Raw genomic sequence first — 20382 nt, forward strand, 5'->3', positions numbered from 1 at the left:
GCCGGGGTTAGGGCCAGCAGCCACGCAGATCAAGGGGCCAGCGCATCCCGTGCCACGGGGATCAGTTGTCGCGGGTCATGCGCGCGGGGCCAAACAAGCTGTCCATAGACACCTCTGTCACCCGCAATTTGCCATTTTCGGCAGGGCGATAGGTCACCGCAAACGGAAAAGAGCCGCGCTTGGCCAGTTCCTCGGCCGGATACCCGTCAATCCGACGATATACACCCTGACACATCAGGCCATCACCAACTGCCGCAGGCGATGACAAGGTCACCCGACTGATGCGATGCCCGTCAAACATTTTGAAATCCAACTGGCAGGCGCGGGCGGGGTCTGTGTCACGCAGAATGGCATATAGCCCTGTCAGCGGATCAATTGCGCCGTTGTGTTGCGCGGGATCGACCACAGGGGCCTCAGGCGCGGGTGCATCCGCCTTGACCACTGTTGCGACACCGCCTTTGAACGCCAGTTCGGCCCCCCGCCCCTCGCGTGCGCCGTCGGCTTGCGCGGAATAGCGGGCAGGTATCAGGCGGCCATCGCGCTCTGCTCCTTGCGCGCGTGTGATCACGCTGAACGACCGAAACAGCCCTGCCAACCCGGCCGAGGCGGTGTTGGAGGTCAGCGCATAGCTTGCCCCATCATGGTTGGCCGCAAGCGTCATCTTGCCCGCCGTCAGGCCGCTGACTGAAATCGTGTACTGCGCTGATGATGTTTCTTGCGCGGCAACAGGCGCGGCAAGCCAAAGGGCGATAAGCCCGGAAACAACATATCGCGGCAACATGGCAGGCTCCTTGCGGGAAGGGTCGGCATACAGGGGACGGTCTGGCATAGGACTAAACTATAGGGCATGAAAGGCAGATGAAACGATCTGGGTGGCCAAAGTGGCGGGAAACTGCCGCAAGCGGTGCCAGATCAAGCAGATGTGACGGATGGGCGCGCAAATGGAAATGACCGAACTGGCCAAAGCCGTAATCGCCGGGGACCGTCGCGCCTTGGCACGCGCGATCACGCGGGTGGAAAGCGCGCGCGCCGATCACCGGACCGAGGCGGTGGAACTGGTTGCACAGGCGCGCGCAGCAGGGCGGCAGGCCCTGCGCATCGGGCTGTCGGGTACGCCGGGGGTGGGGAAGTCCACCTTTATCGAAACCTTTGGCATGATGCTGGTGGCACAGGGCCTGCGCGTGGCCGTGCTGGCGGTGGACCCGTCTTCGGCCCGGTCGGGTGGGTCAATCCTTGGCGACAAAACCCGGATGGAACGGCTAAGCCGTGAGCCTGCCGCGTTCATCCGACCGTCCCCTTCGCAGGCACAGATGGGCGGTGTCGCGCGCCGCACGCGTGAGGCGGTGGCGCTGTGCGAGGCGGCAGGGTTTGATGTGATTCTGGTAGAAACCGTGGGTGTAGGCCAGTCAGAAACCGTGGTGGCTGAAATCTGTGATCTGTTCATCCTGTTGTTGGCCCCAGCGGGGGGCGATGAGTTGCAGGGCGTCAAGCGCGGCATCATGGAAATGGCTGACATGATTCTTGTGAACAAGGCCGACGGCGATCTGAAGCCTGCCGCCATGCGCACGCGGGCCGATTATGCCGGGGCACTGCATCTGTTGCGGCGCAGGCCACAAGACCCCGAAGGCTTTCCCCGCGCCCTGTGCGTGTCAGCCATCACTGACAGCGGCTTGACCGAGGCTTGGGCCGACATGCAGGCACTGGCAGACTGGCGCAGGCAGCATGGGCATTGGGAAACCCGCCGCGCGCATCAGGCCCGGCACTGGTTCCGCGAAGAAGTCCGACAGGGCTTGCTTTCGGTGTTGGACCGCGAGCCGGCAAAAGGGTCCATGGCTGCCCTTGGCACAAAGGTCGAAGCCGGAGCCTTGTCCCCCGAAGAAGCCGCAACGCAGATGCTGGCCCTGCTGGGCCGGGGCTGACAACAGTTCAGCGATCAGGCACGGCACGGCGCAAACAGGGGGGCTTTGCGGCTTTTTTGGCCCGTACCACCCGAATTGTGCCTAAAATAGGGAAAAAGGTACGCTTCTGATGAAATTGACCCGGAAAAGCTATGCATTTTTTGCATATCGGCTTTGGCCAATCTGCGGATTGTGCAGGCGCAGCATTTGCTCCATCTTATGATCAACGGAAGGGGCGGATGGGCCGCCTTGACCGATCCGAAGATGATGAAGAGGATACGATTATGGCTTATACGAACACGCAAACGATTGCTGGCATTCAAGTCGGCGGATGGATGGGCGATGTTCTGGCCAAGTGGAATGTGGCCCGCGAACGTCGTGCGGTCTATCTGCAAACCCTGAACGAATTGTCGGCAATGTCTGACCGCGATCTGGCAGACATCAATGTCGCCCGCGTGTCGATCGAAGACATCGCACACGAAGCCGCTTACGGCAAATAACACGTCGCTGTCGATGACGACACAAGACGTCATTCGCAGCGATACCGACCTCCTGAAGGCGCTCTCCTCCTCCCTGCGCCAACAGGTTTTGCGGCGAACCGGTCCTCCCCCGGTTCGCCGTTTTCTTTTGTGCGACGGGCGGCGCCGTTAGCGCTGACACAATCTGTGAAGATCGGGGGGCTGGTTCCGCCCCCGCGCCCGGTTTACGCAAAGCACGCAAGACAGGGAGAGCCGGCATGACCATGACAGAAGCACGGCGCGCACGGTGGGCGGTGGCGGTAATGTTTACGGCGGCCGGGTTTGTCATGGGGGCATGGGCGCCGCAGATCCCGCTGCTGTTACCACGCCATGAGATCACCGAATTCACGCTGGGCATTCTGATACTGGTGCTGGGCGTAGGCGCGGTGGGGGCGATGCTGTTCACCGGGCGGCTGATCGGGCGGTTCGGGTCTGTGGCGGTGTTGCGCGGCTTTGCGCTGTCGGCCTCGGCCGCGCTGCCCGTGGTGGTGTTTTCCCCTTCGATGCCGGTGCTGGTTCCGGCCATGGCTCTGCTTGGCGCGTTGATCGGCTGCATGGATGTGGCAATGAACGCCAATGCGGTCGAAGTCGAACGCCGGCTGGGCCGGGCCATCATGTCATCGTCACACGGGTTCTGGAGCCTTGGCGGCTTTGTCGGCGGCTCTGCCGGGGCTTGGGTGATCGCGCATTGGGGGGCCGAAGTGCAGGCGATCCTTGTGGCCATGGTCACGGCTGCAATGGTGGTGGCTGTGATGCCGATTTTGCGCGGCGAGGCCCCTGCCCCGGCGATCCCGACCATTGGCACAAGGGAAAAGCGCATTCTGTTGCCGCGCGATGCAGGGCTTTGGCTGTTAGGCGCGATGGCACTGCTGTCGATGGTGCCCGAAGGTGCGGTGCTGGATTGGGCGGCACTGTATCTGCAAAAGGATATGGGGTCAGACGTGTTCCGCTCGGGCCTTGGCTTTGCGTTTTTCGCAGGTGCCATGGCGATCATGCGCTTTGCGGGTGATGGCGTGCGCAACCGCTTTGGCGCGGTGCTGACCCTGCGTATATCAGGGCTGGTGGCGGCGGCAGGCATGATGCTGGCGGCGGTCGCCCCCGGTGATACACTGGCGATTGCCGCGTTTTTCATCACCGGGCTTGGGGTCGCCAATATGGTGCCGATCCTGTTCTCGGCGGCCGGCAACTATCCGGGTGTGGCCTCTGGCACGGCGATAGCTGCGGTCACGATGATAGGCTACGCAGGCATTCTTGTGGCCCCGGCCAGCATCGGCTTTGTGGCCGAGGTCATTGGCTTTCGTGTCACCTATGCGGTGCTGTCGCTGTTGCTGATCGTGGTGGCCTTGCTGTCAGGGCGCACCGCAGGCGCAGATGAGTTGCGCGCCGTTGCTTAGCCAGACCCGCATTCAAGGATTGCGGTCGTTCGCCACTCGGCTATTTAACGCTCTATGACGCAAAACCTTGCCCACCGCGACCGCCTGCCGCCCGATCTTGTGACCCTGCTGGCCGACTGGCCGCGCGCGGGATGGTCTGACGTGCCGGGGTTTGAGGGGCTGGCAGCGTTTTGGCTGGACCGTCACCTTGGTTTTCGCGATCTGATGTCGGGTCTGCGCCAGGATGCCGAACATATGGCCGAAGGCAAGATCGACCCAAACCGCTGGCAGGGCCGCCTGCTGCGCGGCGGCGAGCAACTGGTGCAGGGGCTGATCGGGCATCATCAGATTGAAGATGCCAGCTACTTCCCCGCCATGGTCAAGCTGGAACCCCGGCTTGCACGCGGGTTTGACATTCTGGACAGGGACCACCATGCGCTGGATGGGTTGCTGGATGGGTTTGTGACCTCAGCCAATGCTGCCTTGCAGGCCGAAGATCTACGCGAAGCCGCCTTGGCCTTTCACGCCTCGCTGGCCCCGTTTGAGCGTCAGCTGATCCGGCATCTGGAGGATGAGGAAGATCTGATCATCCCCGTCATCCTCAAACACCAGATGGGCTGAACCGGGCGCGAAAAGCCACCCGTTACTTGCCAAGGCACCAGCGCATGATCGCCTTTTGCGCGTGCAGCCGATTCTCGGCCTCGTCAAAGATCACCGAATGCGGGCCATCCATGACAGCGCTGGACGCCTCGTCGTTGCGATGCGCCGGCAGGCAATGCATGAACAGGCTGTCAGGCTTGGCCTTCGCCATCAGCGCTTCATTGACCTGATAGCCGCGCAACTGGTTGTGGCGGCGTTCCTTGGCGGATTCGGGGTCATGCATGCTGACCCAGGTATCGGTGACCACCAGATCGGCCCCGATCACGGCAGTATGCGGATCGCGCTCGATCTGCACATCCGACCCTTTGGCGCGGGCGAATTGCACGAATTTATCCTCCGGGTCCAAGGGTTCTGGTCCGGTGAAGGTGAAATCAAAGCCGAACTGTCCGGCGGCATGCAGGAAAGAGGCCGCAACATTGTTGCCATCGCCACACCAGACCACCTTTTTCCCGGCAATCGGCCCACGATGTTCTTCATAGGTCATAACGTCCGCCATGATCTGGCACGGGTGCGTGCGATTGGTCAGGCCGTTGATCACCGGGACAGTGGCATGTTCAGCCATTTCCAGCAGCGTTGCTTCTTCAAACGTACGGATCATGATCAGATCGACATAGCGCGACAGCACGCGGGCAGTGTCGGCAATCGTCTCGCCATGGCCCAGTTGCATTTCCTTGCCCGACAGCACCATGGTCTGCCCGCCCATTTGCCGGACGCCAACGTCAAATGACACGCGGGTGCGGGTCGAAGGTTTCTCGAAGATTAGCGCCACCATATGCCCGGCAAGCGGCTGGTCATCATCCGGCGCGCCGCGCGGACGACCATTGCGGGCAGATTTCATCGCATGGGCCGAATCGATCATGGATCTGAGCTCGGCAGCGTCGGTTTTGTGGATATCAAGGAAGTGTTTCATATCATTTCGTTTGTTTGGCGGAGATTCCGAGGGCGCTGGCCCCCGCTCCGGCGATTTCTAGAACCGATGGCGCAACCCCTGTCGCACCCCGGCGTATTTTTAACCGGATGAACACGGATCAGAGGGTTGCTTCGAGATCAGAGGCGATGGCGTAGAGGCGGGACAGGGCCTCGGTGATATCAGCGTCGGGGATGTTAAGGGCGGGCAACAGGCGCAGCACATTGTCAGCGGCGGCGACGGTCAGAATGTGACGGCCATAGCCCGCCTTGACCACGTCGGCGTTGGAAACCACACATTTCAGGCCAAGGATCAGGCCTTGGCCCCGGACGGCCTCGAAGACCTTGGGATGGCTGGCGACAAGACCCTCCAACCCCTGGCGGAACTGCGCGGCCTTTTGGCTGACGGCATCGAGGAAAGCGGGGTCTGATACGATTTCGGTAACTTTCGCGCCGATGGCGCAGCCCAAGGGGTTGCCGCCATAGGTGGAGCCGTGGCTGCCCGCCGTCATACCGCTTGCGGCGTGTTCAGTGGCCAGCACAGCGCCAAGGGGGAACCCCCCGCCGATGCCTTTGGCAACCATCATGATATCAGGTGTCACCCCGGCCCATTCATGCGCGAACAGTTTTCCGGTGCGGCCCATGCCGCATTGCACTTCGTCAAAGATCAGCAAGGTGCCCGTGCTGTCGCACAGATCGCGCAGGCCCTTCAGGCATTGATCAGGCACCGGGCGGATACCGCCCTCGCCCTGAATAGGCTCGATGATGACGGCACAGGTCTGGTCGGTGATCGCGGCGCGGATTGCGTCATGATCGGCCCATTTGATCTGCGTAAAGCCAGGCATCAGCGGGCCGTAGCCTTTAGTCATCTTCTCAGACCCGGCTGCGGCAATTGCGCCGGTGGAGCGGCCATGAAAAGCACCCTCAAACGCGATGATCTGGGTGCGCTCGGGATGGCCAGCCTCATAGTGGTGCTTGCGCGCCATCTTGATCGCCAGTTCCGCCGCTTCGGTGCCGGAGTTTGTGAAAAACACGGTGTCGGCAAAGGTGCGGTCCACCAACATCTCGGCCAGACGTTCCTGTTCGGGGATCTTGTAGATGTTGGACACATGCCACAGCTTTTGCGCCTGCGCGCTCAGGGTCTCGACCAGCGCGGGGTGCGCATGGCCAAGCGCGTTGACCGCAATGCCCGCCCCCAGATCAAGGTATCGCGACCCGTCCTCGGATGTCAGCCAGCTGCCTTTGCCCGAGACAAAGGCAAGGGGCGCGCGGTTGTAGGTGGGTAGAACGGCGGGGATCATGGCACAAGCCTTTCGGGATCTGGCGGAACCGGGGCGATGGTCTGCCCTGAACACAGGGGAAGCCAAGGCGTAACGGGTGGCCGAGGGGGGTGTCAATGTGGGGGAGGCCCAGAACGCCGGGCCACGCGAAGCCAACCGCTCAGAAGCGTCGGGGACGTCGGATAAGGGCGTGCCGCATGGTCATGGGGCTTGGTTAGGTCAAGATTTGCCGCCTGTAAATGGAAATCTGGGGCACACAGACAGCGGGCAGCGCTTGATCTTCACCCTGCCAGCTTGTATCCCGTGCCGTCGCGGTTAGAATGCGCGGCGATAGACCAGTCGGCAGCCCAACAGCGGAGATCACCATGTCCTGGACGGATGAGCGGGTTGAAACGCTCAAGAAGATGTGGGCCGAAGGCCAGTCGGCCAGCCAGATCGCCAAGGAATTGGGCGGTGTGACGCGCAATGCAGTAATCGGCAAGGTGCATCGTCTGGGCCTGTCGAACCGCGTTGGCAGCGGCAAGGACGAGACCGAGGATGAGGCACCCGTTGCCACAAAACCCGAGCCAGCGTCCAAGCCCGCGCCGGAACCGCGCCCCGAGCCTGTGGCCGCGGCCCCGCGCCCGGCACCAGATCGCCCGGCAGCAGCGGCCCCGTCAGCACCGTCCAACGTGACGCCGCTGCCGATCCGCAAGGCGATTATTCCTGCTGGTCAGCCTCTGCCGCCGCAGCCCTCGGCCAATGAAATCAGCCCGGAAGCATTGGCTTCGGTGCGCGAGGTGGAAAAACACGCCAAGCGCCTGACGCTGATGGAGCTGACCGAGCGCACCTGCAAATGGCCAATCGGCGACCCTGCGACTGATGATTTCTGGTTCTGTGGTCTGCCAAGTCTGCCCGGCAAACCTTATTGCGAGGCGCATGTCGGAGTCGCCTTCCAACCAATGAGCGCGCGGCGCGACCGTCGCCGCTGACCAAAGGGCGGGGCGGGCACAAAGCGCCGCCCTGCCGATGGGTCAGTACAACCGCCCCTGATGTGATCTCTGGCAGAATGTACAAGGCCAAGCGGTCCGGGGCATTTGATAACACCTAGCTGTGTCTGGCCCGGCTGTGGCGGTTTCCCCCATTGGTGGCATGGCCACCCCTATAACAACGAACTTTCCCTTGGATTCACCCACCCGGCTCCGGCGCAGCGCGCCTTGGATCGGGTTGATCATTGAAATACATATTCAATATCCATGATTTATAATTGATCCAGATCACGGATTCGCAATTGGAACCATTCTAATACTCACGGTGCCATCATCAGACAAAGTGAGATCTACCATGAAACAGACGATGTTCCTTGCCCTTCTCACCTCGGCGCTTGCGGGGCCTGTCATGGCCGATGCGCTGCGTGATCGGGCCGCGGGTGAGTTCAAGCCCCTGCCCTCGACCATTCCCGCTGTCAAGGATAACCCGGTTACCCCCGAAAAGATCGAGCTTGGCAAAGCTCTGTTCTTTGACCCCCGCCTGTCGGCGTCGGGGGTGTTTTCCTGCGCGTCTTGCCATAACCTTGCGACGGGCGGCGATGACAACATGGAAACCAGCGTCGGCCATGGCTGGCAAAAGGGGCCGCGCAATGCGCCCACCGTGTTGAACGCGGTTCTGAACGAAGCACAGTTTTGGGACGGGCGGGCCGATGACCTTGCGGCGCAGGCAAAAGGGCCAATTCAGGCCGGGGTAGAGATGGCCAACACTCCGTTGCAGGTAGAGATCACGCTGAAATCAATGCCGCAATATGTCACCTGGTTCACGACGGCCTTTCCAGGCGAAGACTCTCCGGTGAATTTTGACAACATGGCCAAGGCGATTGAGGCGTTTGAGGCCACCCTGATCACGCCCGCGCCATTCGATGCCTGGCTGAACGGCGATGACAACGCCCTGACCGACGACGCCAAAGCTGGCCTGACCCTGTTCATGGACAAGGGCTGTTCGTCTTGCCATTCGGGTGTCAACGTGGGCGGCCATGGCTATTATCCCTTTGGCCTGATCGAAAAGCCCGGTGCCGAGATTTTGCCCGTCAACGACAAGGGCCGCTTTGCCGTGACCGAAACGGTGGATGACGAATACGTCTTCCGCGCCTCACCCTTGCGCAACATCGCGCTGACCGCGCCCTATTTCCACTCGGGCAAGGTCTGGGATTTGTCGGTCGCGGTCGAGATCATGGCCGAAAGCCAACTGGGCGAATCACTGCAACCCGAGGAAACCCTGCAGCTTGTGGCGTTTCTGGACAGCCTGACCGGCATATTGCCACCGGTCACGCTTCCCGTATTGCCCCCAGAGACAGGCGATACGCCGCGCCCGTCATCCGAAATAAAGTAAGCCATCCGGCACAATCAAACAGGCGGCCAAAAGGGCCGCCTGTTTCAGTTGCCCCCCCCCAGAAGCCTTTCCAGCAAACGCCCGGCTTCGGCATCAATCGCCTCTTGTGCGCGGCGGCGGGCGGCATCTTCCAGACTTTCGCCATTCTGCCGCACGATACCAAGTTCTTGCTCGGCCTTCCGCGCAAGTTCGACGCGCGCTCGTGCCTCTGCTGCGGCGGCCTCCGCCTTGGCCCGCGCTTCAAGTTCCTTGGCCTGTTCTTCAAACCGCTCGCGCGCAAGGGCTTCCAGATCCAGCCGGAATTTTGGATTTGCCCAGGTGCCGGTGATCAACAACGGCACCATCACCCCGCCCGACCCATCAACCGCAGCAAGGGCCACTGGGCGCAACCGATAATCCAGGGTCCGCGCCCCCAGATTAACGGCGCCATTGCCAGAGGCTGTCACATAGGGCGCTTTGAACACCATGTCGTTGTTGGTCAGCACCCCCTTATCGATCACAAAGCTGGCAGAAACGGTTTCAAAAATTGTCTTCTGACCTGCACCCACATAGCCCGTATCAAGAGTGCGCAACATTCCGGCAAGATCGAGACCCCGCAATTCGCCCTTGCCAAGACTCACACTGCCCGAGCCTGAAAAACTCCGCATGATTGCGTCAATCGAATTACCAACCCCAAGGAATTTCAGCCGCAGATCACCGTTTCCGATCAGCCGGTCATAGCCCCCCAGATCAATCAGCAGAGGCTGCATCGCCAGTCCGGCCAGCACCAGATCCCCGCCCACAGACAGGCCACCACGCCCGTTCACCACGAATTGACCGCTGACAGTGCCCTGATAGGCCGCAATCTGGCGCAGATCAAAAACGGCCCGCGACCTGTCTATCGTGGTCACAACCCGCGTTGTGCCAAACTTCGCCACCCCCAGATCAAGGCTGTCCGCCGTGAGGGCAATCGATGCATCCATCACCCCCAAAGCCGACACATCAATGGTCGATGTGGGCCAACCAGCCGCTTGCGTGCCCCCACGCGCGCCGCCGCCTATATCGCCCCCCTGTCCGCCCATCGCCACCGCCAGCGACAAAGCCCCGGCCGAGACTTGCGCCGACAACTTCGGTCGATCCCCCGCCGTGGTCAGGTCCGCGTCCAGCGTCAGCCGGTTGTCATCCAGCCGAAGCGCCCCACCGCGCAGATGCACCGACAGCTTGTCCGTCAGCGTCACCCGACCCGACGCCTCCACCCGGCCTGCGCCAAGCCCTTGTGGCAAAGTGGGCCGGGCCACACCGGCAAGCCGGGTGATGGCAGACAAATCCGCAAGCGTTGCGGCAAGCTCCCCTTCGGCCGTCAGGGGCTTCCACCCCGCACGCCCCGCAAAACGCACATCGGCGCTCCCAGCGGTCAACGCCAGATCGACACCCCCTAGCCGACCTTGCAGAAAAGGTGCGAACTCTGCAATTTTCAGGGCCGCTTCAAACGGCTGCCCATTCAGAATTGCGTCAAAAGTGAAATCTGCCGTTCCCAGAAAGGCTGGTATGCGCGCCTGCCCATTGACCGCTGACACCGTCACGCGATGGCCTGCGCCATGGTCAATATAGGTGAATCGCCCGTCCGAAACTTCTGCCATATCCAGCGTAAAGGGGGTACCCTCTCCCGCCATTCCAGCCTCGGCGCTTCCGTCGTTTCGCCCCCCGAACACCCAATTCTCACGGCCGTCCCGCGCGCGTTCCAGAATGACCTGAGGCGCCTGCGCCCGGATACCGGTGATCTTGACCTCTCCCGCCATCAGCGCTGCCATATCCAAAGATATGCTCAGCCCTTCCGCCCGCAACATGTCGCCTTCTCCAGACCAGTCAGCGTTTGACACCGATACCGGCCCGGTCTGTACCCCAAGCGTGGGAAAGAAACTGGGCCGCACAGCGCCTTCGATCACCAGCCTGCGTCCGGTGATTTCGGCAAAGCGTTCCGCAGCCAGTGCGGCAATTCGCTCTGACGGGATCATGAACACTGCGGCCACAGCCAGAAACACCAGCAGTGACAGGGCAAGAACGGAACGGATCAACCAGCGCATCGCACAACCTTTTTCACGGGGCTACTCGGAATCTACGCCTCAAAGCCCCTTGCTCGCAACGGATCAGCGCCACCGCGCCGACACAGCCACCCCCATCAGCGGCAGGTCGCCGATCGGCTCAGTTCATCGTCACAGGACGTGACCGCATCCGCGCCACCGTTTCGCGTTCGGCCCGCTTGCACAGATTGGGCGGCAAGCCCTTTTCCAACAGGGCCAGATCCTGCCAGACCATCTCCCCCATCCGTTGAAATGCCACATCCAACGCGCCCGCGCGATGCGCCGAAAGAAGAAACCCCGGCAGTGACCGGACCGGATGATCCGCCGCCAAAGGCTCCTCGGGAAACACATCAGATGCCGCCCGGATATGCCCCGAGGCCACCGCCGCCATCAGCGCCGGGAACTCCACCACATCAGCCCGGCTCAGCAAGATAAAGGCCGCCCCCTTGCGCATTGCACCAAAAGCATCTGCCCCCAGAAAGCCCCGGTTTTCCGATGTGACCGCCGCAGTCACAAAGACCACATCCGACTGCGTCATCACACTGTCCAGCGTGGCAGGTGCCGCGCCCGCGTCCAGAATCCGCGCATCTGGCAACCACGGGTCATGAATGCGCAGACGGGGTCGAAAGCCCTGTAACACCCGCGCCACCGCCTGCCCCAGATCGCCAAAACCGATGATCCCGACCTCCGCCCCCGACAACAGGCGCGCGCGGCCATTGCCCGCCCCGCCCCAAGCCTCGCGCCCGGCGCGGAAATCCGCATCGGCCCCGTGGATATTGCGCAGCAGCGACAACGCAAAGCCCAGTCCGATCTCGGCCACCGGCTCGGCAAACACCGCCCCAGTCGTCACAACATGAATGCCGCGCGAAAAAACCAAATCATAGGGCATGTTGTTGATCAGATTGGATTCCACATTGAAAATGCAGCGCAAAGACGTCAGCCGCGCCAAAAGTTCTGCGTCCAACGGCGGCTGTCCGATAATGTAGCGCGCCGCGCCCAGCACCGCATCGTCCAACCCCGGCAATGCCTCATCGGTGGTCTCCACCAACCGATAGCGCGCCCGCAAATCGTCCAGCCGTGCCGGCGTGAAAATCAATTCCAAAGTGCGCGGCAACGGACAGCACAGCACCAATGGCCGTTCCACATCCTGCATGGTCAAATCCTCCCCTTTTCCACACCCTTCCGTGCTCCGCTGCAAACCACAACCCCCTGCCATTGCTGCTTTCCAAATACTCCCGCGCGGAGCGCTCCCACACCTGCCCCCGACCCACCGCCCGCCAGCGCAGCCCAAAAGACCCGCCGAGGGCGCCGGGGTGGGCGTGAGGGAGGTGCCTGAGGCGGGTCTTACCCCCTATCCGCCCGCGCAAAACAGGGATATAGAGCGCGCCATGTCTCAAAATCCACCAAACCTTCGCCCCGATCTGGCCCCTAAAGCCACATTCTCCGAGGCCCCCCGCCCGGGCCAGCCGACCATTGGCATGGTCAGCCTTGGCTGCCCCAAGGCACTGGTGGATTCCGAACGCATCCTGACCCGCCTGCGCGCCGAAGGCTATGCAATCAGCCCCGATTACAAAGGGGCCGATGCGGTGATCGTCAACACCTGCGGTTTTCTTGACAGCGCCAAGGCCGAAAGCCTTGAGGCCATTGGCGAGGCTTTGCAGGAAAACGGCCGAGTGATCGTAACCGGCTGCCTTGGGGCGGAACCCGAATACATCACCGGCGCGCATCCAAAGGTGCTGGCTGTCACCGGCCCCCATCAATACGCAGCAGTGCTTGATGCTGTTCACGCCGCCGTGCCCGCGAAGCCCGATCCGTTCATCGACCTTTTGCCCGCAAGTGCTGTCAGCCTGACCCCGCGCCATTACAGCTATCTGAAGATTTCCGAAGGCTGCAATCACAAGTGCAAATTCTGCATCATCCCCGACATGCGCGGCCGTCTGGTCAGCCGCCCGGCCCACGCTGTTCTGCGCGAGGCGGAAAAGTTGGTCGAGGCCGGGGTGCGCGAATTGCTGGTGATCTCACAAGACACATCGGCTTACGGCGTTGACCGCAAGCATGACCTCTCGCCTTGGAAAGACGGTCAGGTGCGCGCGCATATCACTGATCTTGCGCGCGAAATGGGCAAGTTGGGTGCTTGGGTCCGGCTGCATTACGTCTATCCCTACCCCCATGTGCGTGACCTGATCCCGCTGATGGCGGACGGGCTGATCCTGCCCTACCTCGACATCCCGTTTCAGCACGCACACCCCGACACGCTGCGCCGCATGGCCCGTCCTGCCGCCGCCGCAAAAACGCTGGACGAAATCGCCGCATGGCGGGCAGCCTGCCCCGACATCACCCTGCGCTCTACATTTATCGTCGGCTACCCCGGCGAAACCGAGGCCGAGTTTCAGACCCTGCTTGACTGGATGGATGAAGCACAACTCGACCGGGTTGGCTGCTTTCAATATGAAAACGTTGCAGGCGCGCGCAGCAACGATCTGCCCGATCACATTCCTGCCGACGAAAAGCAGAATCGCTGGGACCGTTTCATGGAAAAGGCCCAAGCCATTTCAGAGACAAAGCTGGCGGCAAAGGTTGGCCGCACCCTTCAGGTCATCGTCGATGAGGTCGACAGCGAAGGCGCCACCTGCCGCACTATGGCTGATGCCCCGGAAATTGATGGAAACCTGTTCATTGACGACGGGTTTGACGGGTTGACCCCCGGCGACATAGTCTCTGTCACTGTTGATGAAGCGGGCGACTACGACCTGTGGGGCCATCTGCAGCGCTGAAGACCAGACCCGAACTTGCCATCGTTCTGCCTTATTTGTTTGCCGTTTCAATGACACAAACCAAGCGCGCATGGGTTGCCCGCACAAACAGGGCTGATCAAAAAAAGGGGCTTGCTGCCATGACAGAGTTGATGATCACGCCAGTCATCTTGTGTGGCGGTGCCGGAACGCGGTTGTGGCCGGTGTCGCGCAAGTCCTATCCAAAGCAGTTCTCGCCGCTGATGGGCCAAAGCAGCCTGTTTCAGCAAACGGTCAGCCGCGTTCAGGCAGATGGCTTTGCGCGCCCGTTGATTGTCACGGGCGATCAGTTCCGCTTTATCGTTGTGGAACAACTGGCCCAAAACCGGGTGGACCCTGCCGCCATTCTGGTCGAACCATCGGCGCGCAACACCGCCGCTGCCATCCTGTCCGCGGCGCTCTGGCTTGCCGCACGTGACACCAACGCGCTGCTTTTGGTGCTACCCTCTGACCATGTGATCCCCGATGACGCAGAGTTTCGCAAGGCGGTCCAAGCCGGGCGGCCTGCCGCACAGGCCGGGCAGATTGTAACATTTGGTATCACACCCACCCGCGCCGAGACCGGCTATGGCTATCTCGAACTTGACGTGCCCTCGGCCCCCAATACCCCCGTTGCGCTGCGCAGCTTTGTTGAAAAGCCTGATGCCGCGACCGCGCAGATCCTGCTGGAAAGCGGTCGGCATTTGTGGAACGCCGGGATTTTCCTTGCCAGTGCCAAAAGCCTGATCGCGGCATTTGCCGACCATGCGCCCGACATGCTGCCCGATGCACAGGCGGCCGTAGATGGCGCGGTGGCCGACCTTGGCCTCACCCGCCTTGCCTCTGCCCCTTGGGAGCGTTTGCGTGATATTTCAGTCGATTATGCCATCATGGAACATGCCAAAGGTCTGATGGCCGTGCCCTACGCCGGGCGCTGGTCTGATCTGGGGGGCTGGGAAGCGGTCTGGCTGGAAAGCGGGCCGGATGCGTCGGGCAATGTCACAACCGGCGGCGCGATCCAGATGGATTGTACCGATACTTTGCTGCGCTCAGACTCTGACCGGATGGCCGTTGTGGGCATTGGTCTGTCAAACATGATCGTTGTCGCCATGCCTGACGCCGTGCTGGTGGCCGACAAATCCCGCGCGCAAGATGTCAAAGCTGCGGTCGAAGCGTTGAAATCGGCCGGAACCATTCAGGCAACCGAATTTCCCCGCGACCATCGTCCTTGGGGGTGGTTCGAAAGCCTGACCTTGGGCACCCGCTTTCAGGTCAAGCGCATTTGCGTCAAGCCGGGCGGGGCACTGTCGTTGCAATCCCACCATCATCGAGCCGAACACTGGATCGTCGTCGAGGGCACGGCGCGCGTCACAATCGGCGACACCGTTCGCCTGCTGAGCGAAAACGAATCTGTCTATGTGCCGCTTGGGGCGGTTCACCGTCTGGAGAATCCGGGCAAGGTGCCTGTGATGATGATCGAAGTGCAGACCGGCACCTACCTGGGCGAAGATGACATTCAGCGCTATGACGATATCTATGCCCGCAGCTAAAGGGCGGCACCGGATATAGGGGCACCTTGGCGTTTTCCGGGTATATCTGGGGGGTTTTTGCCGAGATCATCGGCAAGACCGGCGCAAAACTGTGGATAAGCCCGACCTAATTGTATTTAGGTACTGTCCCTGTCACGCTGCCACGGTTAGACCGGATTAACCGGAAGATTGCACGTCAGGAACCGCGCGTGGGTAAGTCTGTCAGTATCTGTTTGGCCGTCATTGGGTCGCTTTCCCTTGTTGGCTGCACTTTGCCACGGGGCGCTGCGCTGCAGTCAGAAATTGTGCGCAACGCCGATGCGCAAGACAGCACCTTTAGTGTTGTGCCGGTGACGCGCGAAACTTTGGCGGCGATTACCAAATGGCCCGGAACCGGCGGTGGTGGATTGGCCGGTTGGATCGGCGCGGGTCGCGGGTCGGATGGCGGCCTGATCCGTGCGGGTGATGCCGTGAACATCACGATCTGGGACAACGAAGAAAATTCCCTGCTTGTGCCGCCCGGAACAAAACGGATCGAGCTTGTAGGCACCGTTGTTTCCTCGGCGGGAAGTATCTTCGTGCCGTATGTGGGTGAAGTTTCGATCAACGGTCAAACCCCTGATCAGGCCCGGCGCACCATCGAAAGCAAAGTGGTGACAGTTGCCCCTTCGGCTCAGGTGGTCCTTGCACGCGGGGCCGGCAAGCAAAGCGCGGTCGATCTTGTGACTGGCGTGGCAAGGCCGGGGGTTTACCCGATGGACGGGCGGCAACAGACCATCCTGTCGGTGCTGGCCGAGGGTGGCGGCATTCAAAGTGGGCTGCGCAACCCGATTGTCCGGCTGATTCGCGACGGCAAAACCTACGAGATCGCGGCGGATCGCCTGCTGGCAGACGGGGCGCAGAACACTTCGATGCGGGGTGGCGACAAAGTCCTCGTGGTGGCGGATGAACGCTATTACACCGCGCTCGGCGCAACCGGAACTGAACGGTTGATCCATTTCGAAAAAGATACGCTGACAGCGCTGGAAGCAATCTCGATTGCGGGCGGCATCTCGGACGGCCGCGCAAACCCCAAGGGGGTTCTTGTGTTGCGCGACTATCCTGCCAATGCCTTGCGCACCGACGGATCTGGTCCGGCGAAAACGCGGGTGGTCTTTACCATTGATCTGACCACAGCCGACGGCCTGTTCTCAGCGCGCACGTTCCGCATCTATCCAAAAGATACCGTGATGGCCACGGAATCCCCAGTGGTTGCATTGCAATCAGTTGCCGGTTTGTTGGGCAGCGCAATTGGTTTGCGCAACGCGGCATCAGCAAACTGAGCTTTGCACGTTTAGCGGGTTGAGCAACGGCGGTTGAGTGGGTAAGCCTTGCGCCAAGTTGTAAATGAGTAGGCGACAATGACGATTGAAAGCACCTTTTTAGAGGGCGTCTTTACGATAAGCCCGAAGCGCTTTGGCGATGACCGTGGCTGGTTCACCGAAAGCTGGAATGCGGACCGCATGAAAGAGGCGGGTCTCGACCTTCCCTTTGTGCAGGACAATCACTCATTTTCTGCGCGCAAAGGCACATTGCGCGGCCTGCACTATCAGTCGCCCCCGCGCGCTCAGGACAAACTGGTGCGCTGCACGCGCGGCGCGATTCTGGATGTCGCCGTTGATTTCCGCGCAGGCTCGCCAACGTTTGGCAAGTGGCTGGGGGTAGAGCTGACGGCTGCAAATGGAACGCAATTGCTGGTTCCCAAAGGCTTTTTGCACGGCTTCGTGACCCTGACCGAAGATGTCGAGGTTCAGTATAAATGCACCGATGTTTATGCTCCCGATTGCGACGGGAACGTACGTTGGGATGATCCGACAATCGGAATTGACTGGGCAATGTGCGGCCCCTTGCCCGACGAAGGGCCGCAGCTTTCAGCGAAAGACGCCATCGCGCCGCTCTTTGCTGATGTCGCATCTCCCTTCCGCTATGAGGCTGCCGAATGAAACTTCTTGTCACCGGCGGCGCTGGATTTATCGGTTCGGCCGTCGTACGTCTGGCCGTCGCACGCGGGCATGAGGTCGTCAATCTGGACGCCCTGACCTATGCCGCCTGCCTTGAGAATGTCGCCGAAGCTGCACACTCGAACCTTTATACCTTTGAAAAGGCTGACATTCGGGACCGTGCCGCGCTTGATGTGATCTTTGCACGCCACCGGCCTGATGCGGTGATGCATCTGGCCGCTGAAAGCCATGTTGACCGCTCGATTGACGGTCCGGCTGATTTCATCGAAACCAATATCACCGGCACGTTCAATATGCTCGAAGCCGCTCGGGCCTATTGGCAAACCGAAGGCCGCCCCGCAGGGTTTCGGTTTCACCACATCTCGACGGATGAAGTTTTTGGCTCTCTTGGGGCCGAAGGACAGTTCACCGAGACCACGCCCTATGACCCGCGCAGCCCCTATTCGGCCAGCAAGGCATCCAGTGATCATCTGGTGCGGGCATGGCATGAAACCTACGGCCTGCCCGTGGTGATGACCAATTGCTCAAACAATTACGGCCCCTACCACTTCCCCGAAAAGCTGGTGCCGGTCATTATCCTCAACGCTCTTGCTGGAAAGCCGCTGCCAATTTACGGCAACGGCGCGAATGTGCGGGATTGGCTGTTTGTCGAAGATCACGCCGACGCGCTCTTGCTGGTCGTACAAAAGGGCGTGGTTGGACGCAGCTACAACATCGGTGGCGAAAATGAGCGTACCAATCTGGAGCTGGTTAACACCCTCTGCGCCATTCTTGATGCCAAGCGCCCGAAATCGTCTGGGGCCTATGCTGACCAGATCACCTTTGTCACCGACCGCCCCGGCCACGACGCCCGCTATGCAATTGACCCAAGCCGCATCCGCGAAGAACTGGGCTGGCGCCCGTCGGTGACGGTGGAACAGGGGCTGGAACGCACCGTAGACTGGTATCTGGCCAATGAGGCATGGTGGCGCCCGCTACAAACCCGGCAGGGAGTGGGCGAGCGGCTGGGGATCAAAGCGTGATCGAAGAGATCTGGCCAAAACGTCTTCAACTGCTCAAGTTCTTTGACCTGCGGAATGCCAGTCTGAACCGTCTTTTGCCAAAGCTGCCCTCGCGCTGGCTGGTCTGTGAACTGGACACTTCTGCCGATTACGGCAGGTGCCTTCGCGAAGGGGCAACGAGGGCCATCCTGCGAACCCTGACGAAACGTGCGATGTTGCACGATACGGTGTTGCGCCGGTTTGCAGAGGCGCAGAAGAAAAAGGAAATGGCTTGGTGATGACCCTTCTCACTTTTGGTTCTACCGGCCAGGTGGCTACGGAACTTAGGCGTCTGGCACCGGATGCCACATTTCTTGGCCGTGATCAGGCCGATCTTGCCGATCCGGCCGCCTGTGCGGCGGCCATTCGGGCGCACCGACCCTCTGTTGTGATCAATGCCGCCGCATGGACGGCGGTGGATAAGGCCGAGACCGAAGAAGCGGCGGCGACGGTGGTGAACGGCGATGCACCGACCGCGATGGCGCAGGCCTGTGCGGCGCTGCAAATCCCGTTCCTGCACATCTCGACCGATTACGTCTTTGACGGCGCGGGCGATGCGCCTTTTACCCCGGATCATCCGACGGCCCCGCTTGGCGCTTATGGTCGCTCCAAGCTGAAAGGCGAAAACGGCGTGCGTTCGGCGGGTGGCAATCATCTGATCTTGCGCACAAGTTGGGTTGTTTCAGCCCATGGCGCAAATTTTGTGAAGACCATGCTGCGCTTGGGTCGCGAACGGGACGGCCTGACCGTTGTGGGCGATCAGATTGGCGGCCCGACGCCGGCAGCCGCGATAGCACAGGCTTTGCTGACAGCCGCCAAAGCGATGCAGGCAGGTCAACAGGGCGGCACCCATCATTTCAGCGGCGCACCCGATACATCCTGGGCCGATTTTGCGCGTGAGATCATGGCGCGTGCCGGGCTCACCTGTCAGATCACCGATATTCCGACCAGCGCCTATCCCACGCCCGCGCGCCGTCCTGCAAACAGCCGGATGGATTGCAGCGCACTGAAAAGCGCCTTTGGCATTGATCGACCGGATTGGCGCCTTGGCTTGGACAATATTTTGACGGAGCTTGGCGCATGACACGCAAAGGTATCATTCTGGCTGGCGGATCGGGGACAAGGCTTTGGCCAATCACCATGGGTGTGTCCAAACAACTCTTGCCAATCTATGACAAGCCGATGATCTATTATCCACTGTCTGTCCTGATGCTTGGTGGCGTCCGCGAAATTGCCATTATCACGACACCAGAAGATCAATCACAGTTTATGCGTTTGCTTGGCGATGGCACCCAATGGGGGCTGACCCTCACCTATATCATCCAGCCCTCGCCGGACGGACTGGCACAAGCCTATTTGCTCGCGCGCGATTTTCTGGATGGCGCGCCTTCTGCTATGGTGCTGGGGGACAATATCTTTTTTGGCCACGGATTGCCGGAAATGCTGGCCAGTGCGGATGCACAGACCATTGGCGGCACTGTTTTTGGCTACCGCGTGGCAGACCCTGAACGCTATGGCGTGGTGGCATTTGATGCCGATGGCAAGGCGCAAGAGATCGTTGAAAAGCCCGACGTGCCGCCGTCAAATTACGCTGTGACCGGACTGTATTTTCTGGATGGCCGCGCGCCTGAGCTGGCGGCCAAGGTTCAGCCCTCCCCGCGGGGTGAGCTGGAAATCACCGAGCTTTTGCAGATGTATCTGCAAGAAGGAACGCTGCAGGTCGAACAAATGGGGCGCGGCTTTGCGTGGCTGGATACCGGCACACATGGCAGCTTGCTGGATGCGTCAAACTTTGTCCGCACCCTGCAAATGCGACAGGGCCTTCAGGTCGGGTGCCCGGATGAGATTGCCTTTGTTCAAGGCTGGATCAGTCGCGATGACCTGTCTGCGCGCGCAAAGATTTTTGCCAAGAACGACTATGGAAATTACCTTATGCAACTCGTCAAAAGCCACACGTGAGTCACAGACCGCTTGTGCAAAGGAGAG

The 20382-nt window shown here is 60.9% G+C and carries 19 protein-coding genes; 14 read left to right on the plus strand and 5 right to left on the minus strand.

Annotation, left to right across the window (positions count from 1 at the left end; translation table 11 throughout):
- Nucleotides 1-61 precede the first annotated feature (61 nt).
- A complete protein-coding gene (locus Q8K08_RS06630; protein ID WP_305249569.1) occupies nt 62-781 on the minus strand; it encodes a DUF3108 domain-containing protein in 720 nt (239 codons plus the stop codon).
- A 160-nt stretch (nt 782-941) separates the two neighbouring features.
- Here Q8K08_RS06630 and meaB point away from each other — a divergent pair, with 160 nt between their 5' ends.
- The 4 genes from meaB to Q8K08_RS06650 all read left to right on the plus strand — a co-directional run bounded on the left by meaB (nt 942) and on the right by Q8K08_RS06650 (nt 4410).
- The gene (meaB, locus tag Q8K08_RS06635) at nt 942-1919 is read left to right on the plus strand and encodes a methylmalonyl Co-A mutase-associated GTPase MeaB (RefSeq protein ID WP_304800081.1); all 978 of its coding nucleotides are present in this window, start codon (nt 942-944) and stop codon (nt 1917-1919) included.
- Between the two features lie 263 nt (nt 1920-2182).
- Nucleotides 2183-2398: a DUF1127 domain-containing protein gene (locus tag Q8K08_RS06640; RefSeq protein WP_304800083.1), complete on the plus strand. Its 216-nt coding sequence runs from the start codon at nt 2183-2185 to the stop codon at nt 2396-2398.
- Between the two features lie 236 nt (nt 2399-2634).
- On the plus strand, nt 2635-3810 hold the full coding sequence (locus Q8K08_RS06645; RefSeq protein ID WP_304801485.1) for an MFS transporter: 1176 nt from the start codon (nt 2635-2637) through the stop codon (nt 3808-3810).
- Nucleotides 3811-3864: 54 nt separating this feature from the next.
- On the plus strand, nt 3865-4410 hold the full coding sequence (locus Q8K08_RS06650) for a hemerythrin domain-containing protein (RefSeq protein WP_305249570.1): 546 nt from the start codon (nt 3865-3867) through the stop codon (nt 4408-4410).
- Nucleotides 4411-4432: 22 nt separating this feature from the next.
- On the opposite strand, the gene argF is transcribed toward Q8K08_RS06650, so the two are convergent.
- The gene (gene argF, locus Q8K08_RS06655; RefSeq protein WP_304801489.1) at nt 4433-5359 is read right to left on the minus strand and encodes an ornithine carbamoyltransferase; all 927 of its coding nucleotides are present in this window, start codon (nt 5357-5359) and stop codon (nt 4433-4435) included.
- Between the two features lie 118 nt (nt 5360-5477).
- Nucleotides 5478-6656, minus strand: a complete 1179-nt coding sequence (locus Q8K08_RS06660) for an aspartate aminotransferase family protein (protein WP_305249571.1) — start codon at nt 6654-6656, stop codon at nt 5478-5480.
- A 344-nt stretch (nt 6657-7000) separates the two neighbouring features.
- On the opposite strand from Q8K08_RS06660, the gene Q8K08_RS06665 reads away from it, so the two are divergent.
- On the plus strand, nt 7001-7606 hold the full coding sequence (locus Q8K08_RS06665) for a GcrA family cell cycle regulator (RefSeq protein WP_304800453.1): 606 nt from the start codon (nt 7001-7003) through the stop codon (nt 7604-7606).
- A gap of 352 nt (nt 7607-7958) precedes the next feature.
- A complete protein-coding gene (locus Q8K08_RS06670; protein WP_304800455.1) occupies nt 7959-8996 on the plus strand; it encodes a cytochrome-c peroxidase in 1038 nt (345 codons plus the stop codon).
- A gap of 44 nt (nt 8997-9040) precedes the next feature.
- Here the strand turns inward: Q8K08_RS06670 and Q8K08_RS06675 are convergent, their stop codons facing one another.
- Both Q8K08_RS06675 and Q8K08_RS06680 read right to left on the minus strand, forming a co-directional pair.
- On the minus strand, nt 9041-11059 hold the full coding sequence (locus Q8K08_RS06675) for an AsmA family protein (protein ID WP_305249572.1): 2019 nt from the start codon (nt 11057-11059) through the stop codon (nt 9041-9043).
- A 118-nt stretch (nt 11060-11177) separates the two neighbouring features.
- Nucleotides 11178-12209 (minus strand): hydroxyacid dehydrogenase, encoded by a 1032-nt coding sequence (locus Q8K08_RS06680; RefSeq protein WP_305249573.1) that lies wholly within the window; start codon nt 12207-12209, stop codon nt 11178-11180.
- A gap of 235 nt (nt 12210-12444) precedes the next feature.
- On the opposite strand from Q8K08_RS06680, the gene rimO reads away from it, so the two are divergent.
- The 8 genes from rimO (at nt 12445) to rfbA (ending at nt 20355) form a co-directional block, all read left to right on the plus strand.
- The gene (rimO, locus tag Q8K08_RS06685) at nt 12445-13830 is read left to right on the plus strand and encodes a 30S ribosomal protein S12 methylthiotransferase RimO (RefSeq protein ID WP_305249574.1); all 1386 of its coding nucleotides are present in this window, start codon (nt 12445-12447) and stop codon (nt 13828-13830) included.
- A gap of 131 nt (nt 13831-13961) precedes the next feature.
- Nucleotides 13962-15377, plus strand: a complete 1416-nt coding sequence (locus tag Q8K08_RS06690; protein WP_304796601.1) for a mannose-1-phosphate guanylyltransferase/mannose-6-phosphate isomerase — start codon at nt 13962-13964, stop codon at nt 15375-15377.
- A 284-nt stretch (nt 15378-15661) separates the two neighbouring features.
- Nucleotides 15662-16678, plus strand: coding sequence for a polysaccharide biosynthesis/export family protein (locus Q8K08_RS06695; protein WP_305249575.1), 1017 nt, complete (start codon nt 15662-15664; stop codon nt 16676-16678).
- Between the two features lie 78 nt (nt 16679-16756).
- Nucleotides 16757-17338, plus strand: a complete 582-nt coding sequence (gene rfbC / locus Q8K08_RS06700) for a dTDP-4-dehydrorhamnose 3,5-epimerase (RefSeq protein WP_305249577.1) — start codon at nt 16757-16759, stop codon at nt 17336-17338.
- Entirely contained in the window at nt 17335-18378 is a 1044-nt protein-coding gene (gene rfbB, locus Q8K08_RS06705; RefSeq protein ID WP_305249578.1) for a dTDP-glucose 4,6-dehydratase, read from the plus strand. The genes rfbC and rfbB overlap by 4 nt, the downstream gene beginning before the upstream one ends.
- A complete protein-coding gene (locus Q8K08_RS06710) occupies nt 18375-18635 on the plus strand; it encodes a hypothetical protein (RefSeq protein ID WP_305249579.1) in 261 nt (86 codons plus the stop codon). The genes rfbB and Q8K08_RS06710 overlap by 4 nt, the downstream gene beginning before the upstream one ends.
- Nucleotides 18635-19480, plus strand: a complete 846-nt coding sequence (rfbD, locus tag Q8K08_RS06715; RefSeq protein ID WP_304800551.1) for a dTDP-4-dehydrorhamnose reductase — start codon at nt 18635-18637, stop codon at nt 19478-19480. Before Q8K08_RS06710 ends, rfbD begins: the two co-directional genes overlap by 1 nt.
- Nucleotides 19477-20355: a glucose-1-phosphate thymidylyltransferase RfbA gene (rfbA, locus tag Q8K08_RS06720; RefSeq protein ID WP_304800549.1), complete on the plus strand. Its 879-nt coding sequence runs from the start codon at nt 19477-19479 to the stop codon at nt 20353-20355. Before rfbD ends, rfbA begins: the two co-directional genes overlap by 4 nt.
- Nucleotides 20356-20382: the final 27 nt, after the last annotated feature.

Source organism: Pseudotabrizicola sp., assembly GCF_030684215.1.
GTDB lineage: Bacteria > Pseudomonadota > Alphaproteobacteria > Rhodobacterales > Rhodobacteraceae > Pseudotabrizicola.

Excerpts from the sequence above, each read along its gene's own strand:
- Q8K08_RS06630 (WP_305249569.1), bottom strand. The coding sequence starts at position 781 with ATGTTGCCGCGATATGTTGTTTCCGGGCTTATCGCCCTTTGGCTTGCC.
- meaB (WP_304800081.1), top strand. The coding sequence starts at position 942 with ATGGAAATGACCGAACTGGCCAAAGCCGTAATCGCCGGGGACCGTCGC.
- Q8K08_RS06640 (WP_304800083.1), top strand. The coding sequence starts at position 2,183 with ATGGCTTATACGAACACGCAAACGATTGCTGGCATTCAAGTCGGCGGA.
- Q8K08_RS06645 (WP_304801485.1), top strand. The coding sequence starts at position 2,635 with ATGACCATGACAGAAGCACGGCGCGCACGGTGGGCGGTGGCGGTAATG.
- Q8K08_RS06650 (WP_305249570.1), top strand. The coding sequence starts at position 3,865 with ATGACGCAAAACCTTGCCCACCGCGACCGCCTGCCGCCCGATCTTGTG.
- argF (WP_304801489.1), bottom strand. The coding sequence starts at position 5,359 with ATGAAACACTTCCTTGATATCCACAAAACCGACGCTGCCGAGCTCAGA.
- Q8K08_RS06660 (WP_305249571.1), bottom strand. The coding sequence starts at position 6,656 with ATGATCCCCGCCGTTCTACCCACCTACAACCGCGCGCCCCTTGCCTTT.
- Q8K08_RS06665 (WP_304800453.1), top strand. The coding sequence starts at position 7,001 with ATGTCCTGGACGGATGAGCGGGTTGAAACGCTCAAGAAGATGTGGGCC.
- Q8K08_RS06670 (WP_304800455.1), top strand. The coding sequence starts at position 7,959 with ATGAAACAGACGATGTTCCTTGCCCTTCTCACCTCGGCGCTTGCGGGG.
- Q8K08_RS06675 (WP_305249572.1), bottom strand. The coding sequence starts at position 11,059 with ATGCGCTGGTTGATCCGTTCCGTTCTTGCCCTGTCACTGCTGGTGTTT.
- Q8K08_RS06680 (WP_305249573.1), bottom strand. The coding sequence starts at position 12,209 with ATGCAGGATGTGGAACGGCCATTGGTGCTGTGCTGTCCGTTGCCGCGC.
- rimO (WP_305249574.1), top strand. The coding sequence starts at position 12,445 with ATGTCTCAAAATCCACCAAACCTTCGCCCCGATCTGGCCCCTAAAGCC.
- Q8K08_RS06690 (WP_304796601.1), top strand. The coding sequence starts at position 13,962 with ATGATCACGCCAGTCATCTTGTGTGGCGGTGCCGGAACGCGGTTGTGG.
- rfbC (WP_305249577.1), top strand. The coding sequence starts at position 16,757 with ATGACGATTGAAAGCACCTTTTTAGAGGGCGTCTTTACGATAAGCCCG.
- rfbB (WP_305249578.1), top strand. The coding sequence starts at position 17,335 with ATGAAACTTCTTGTCACCGGCGGCGCTGGATTTATCGGTTCGGCCGTC.
- rfbD (WP_304800551.1), top strand. The coding sequence starts at position 18,635 with ATGACCCTTCTCACTTTTGGTTCTACCGGCCAGGTGGCTACGGAACTT.
- rfbA (WP_304800549.1), top strand. The coding sequence starts at position 19,477 with ATGACACGCAAAGGTATCATTCTGGCTGGCGGATCGGGGACAAGGCTT.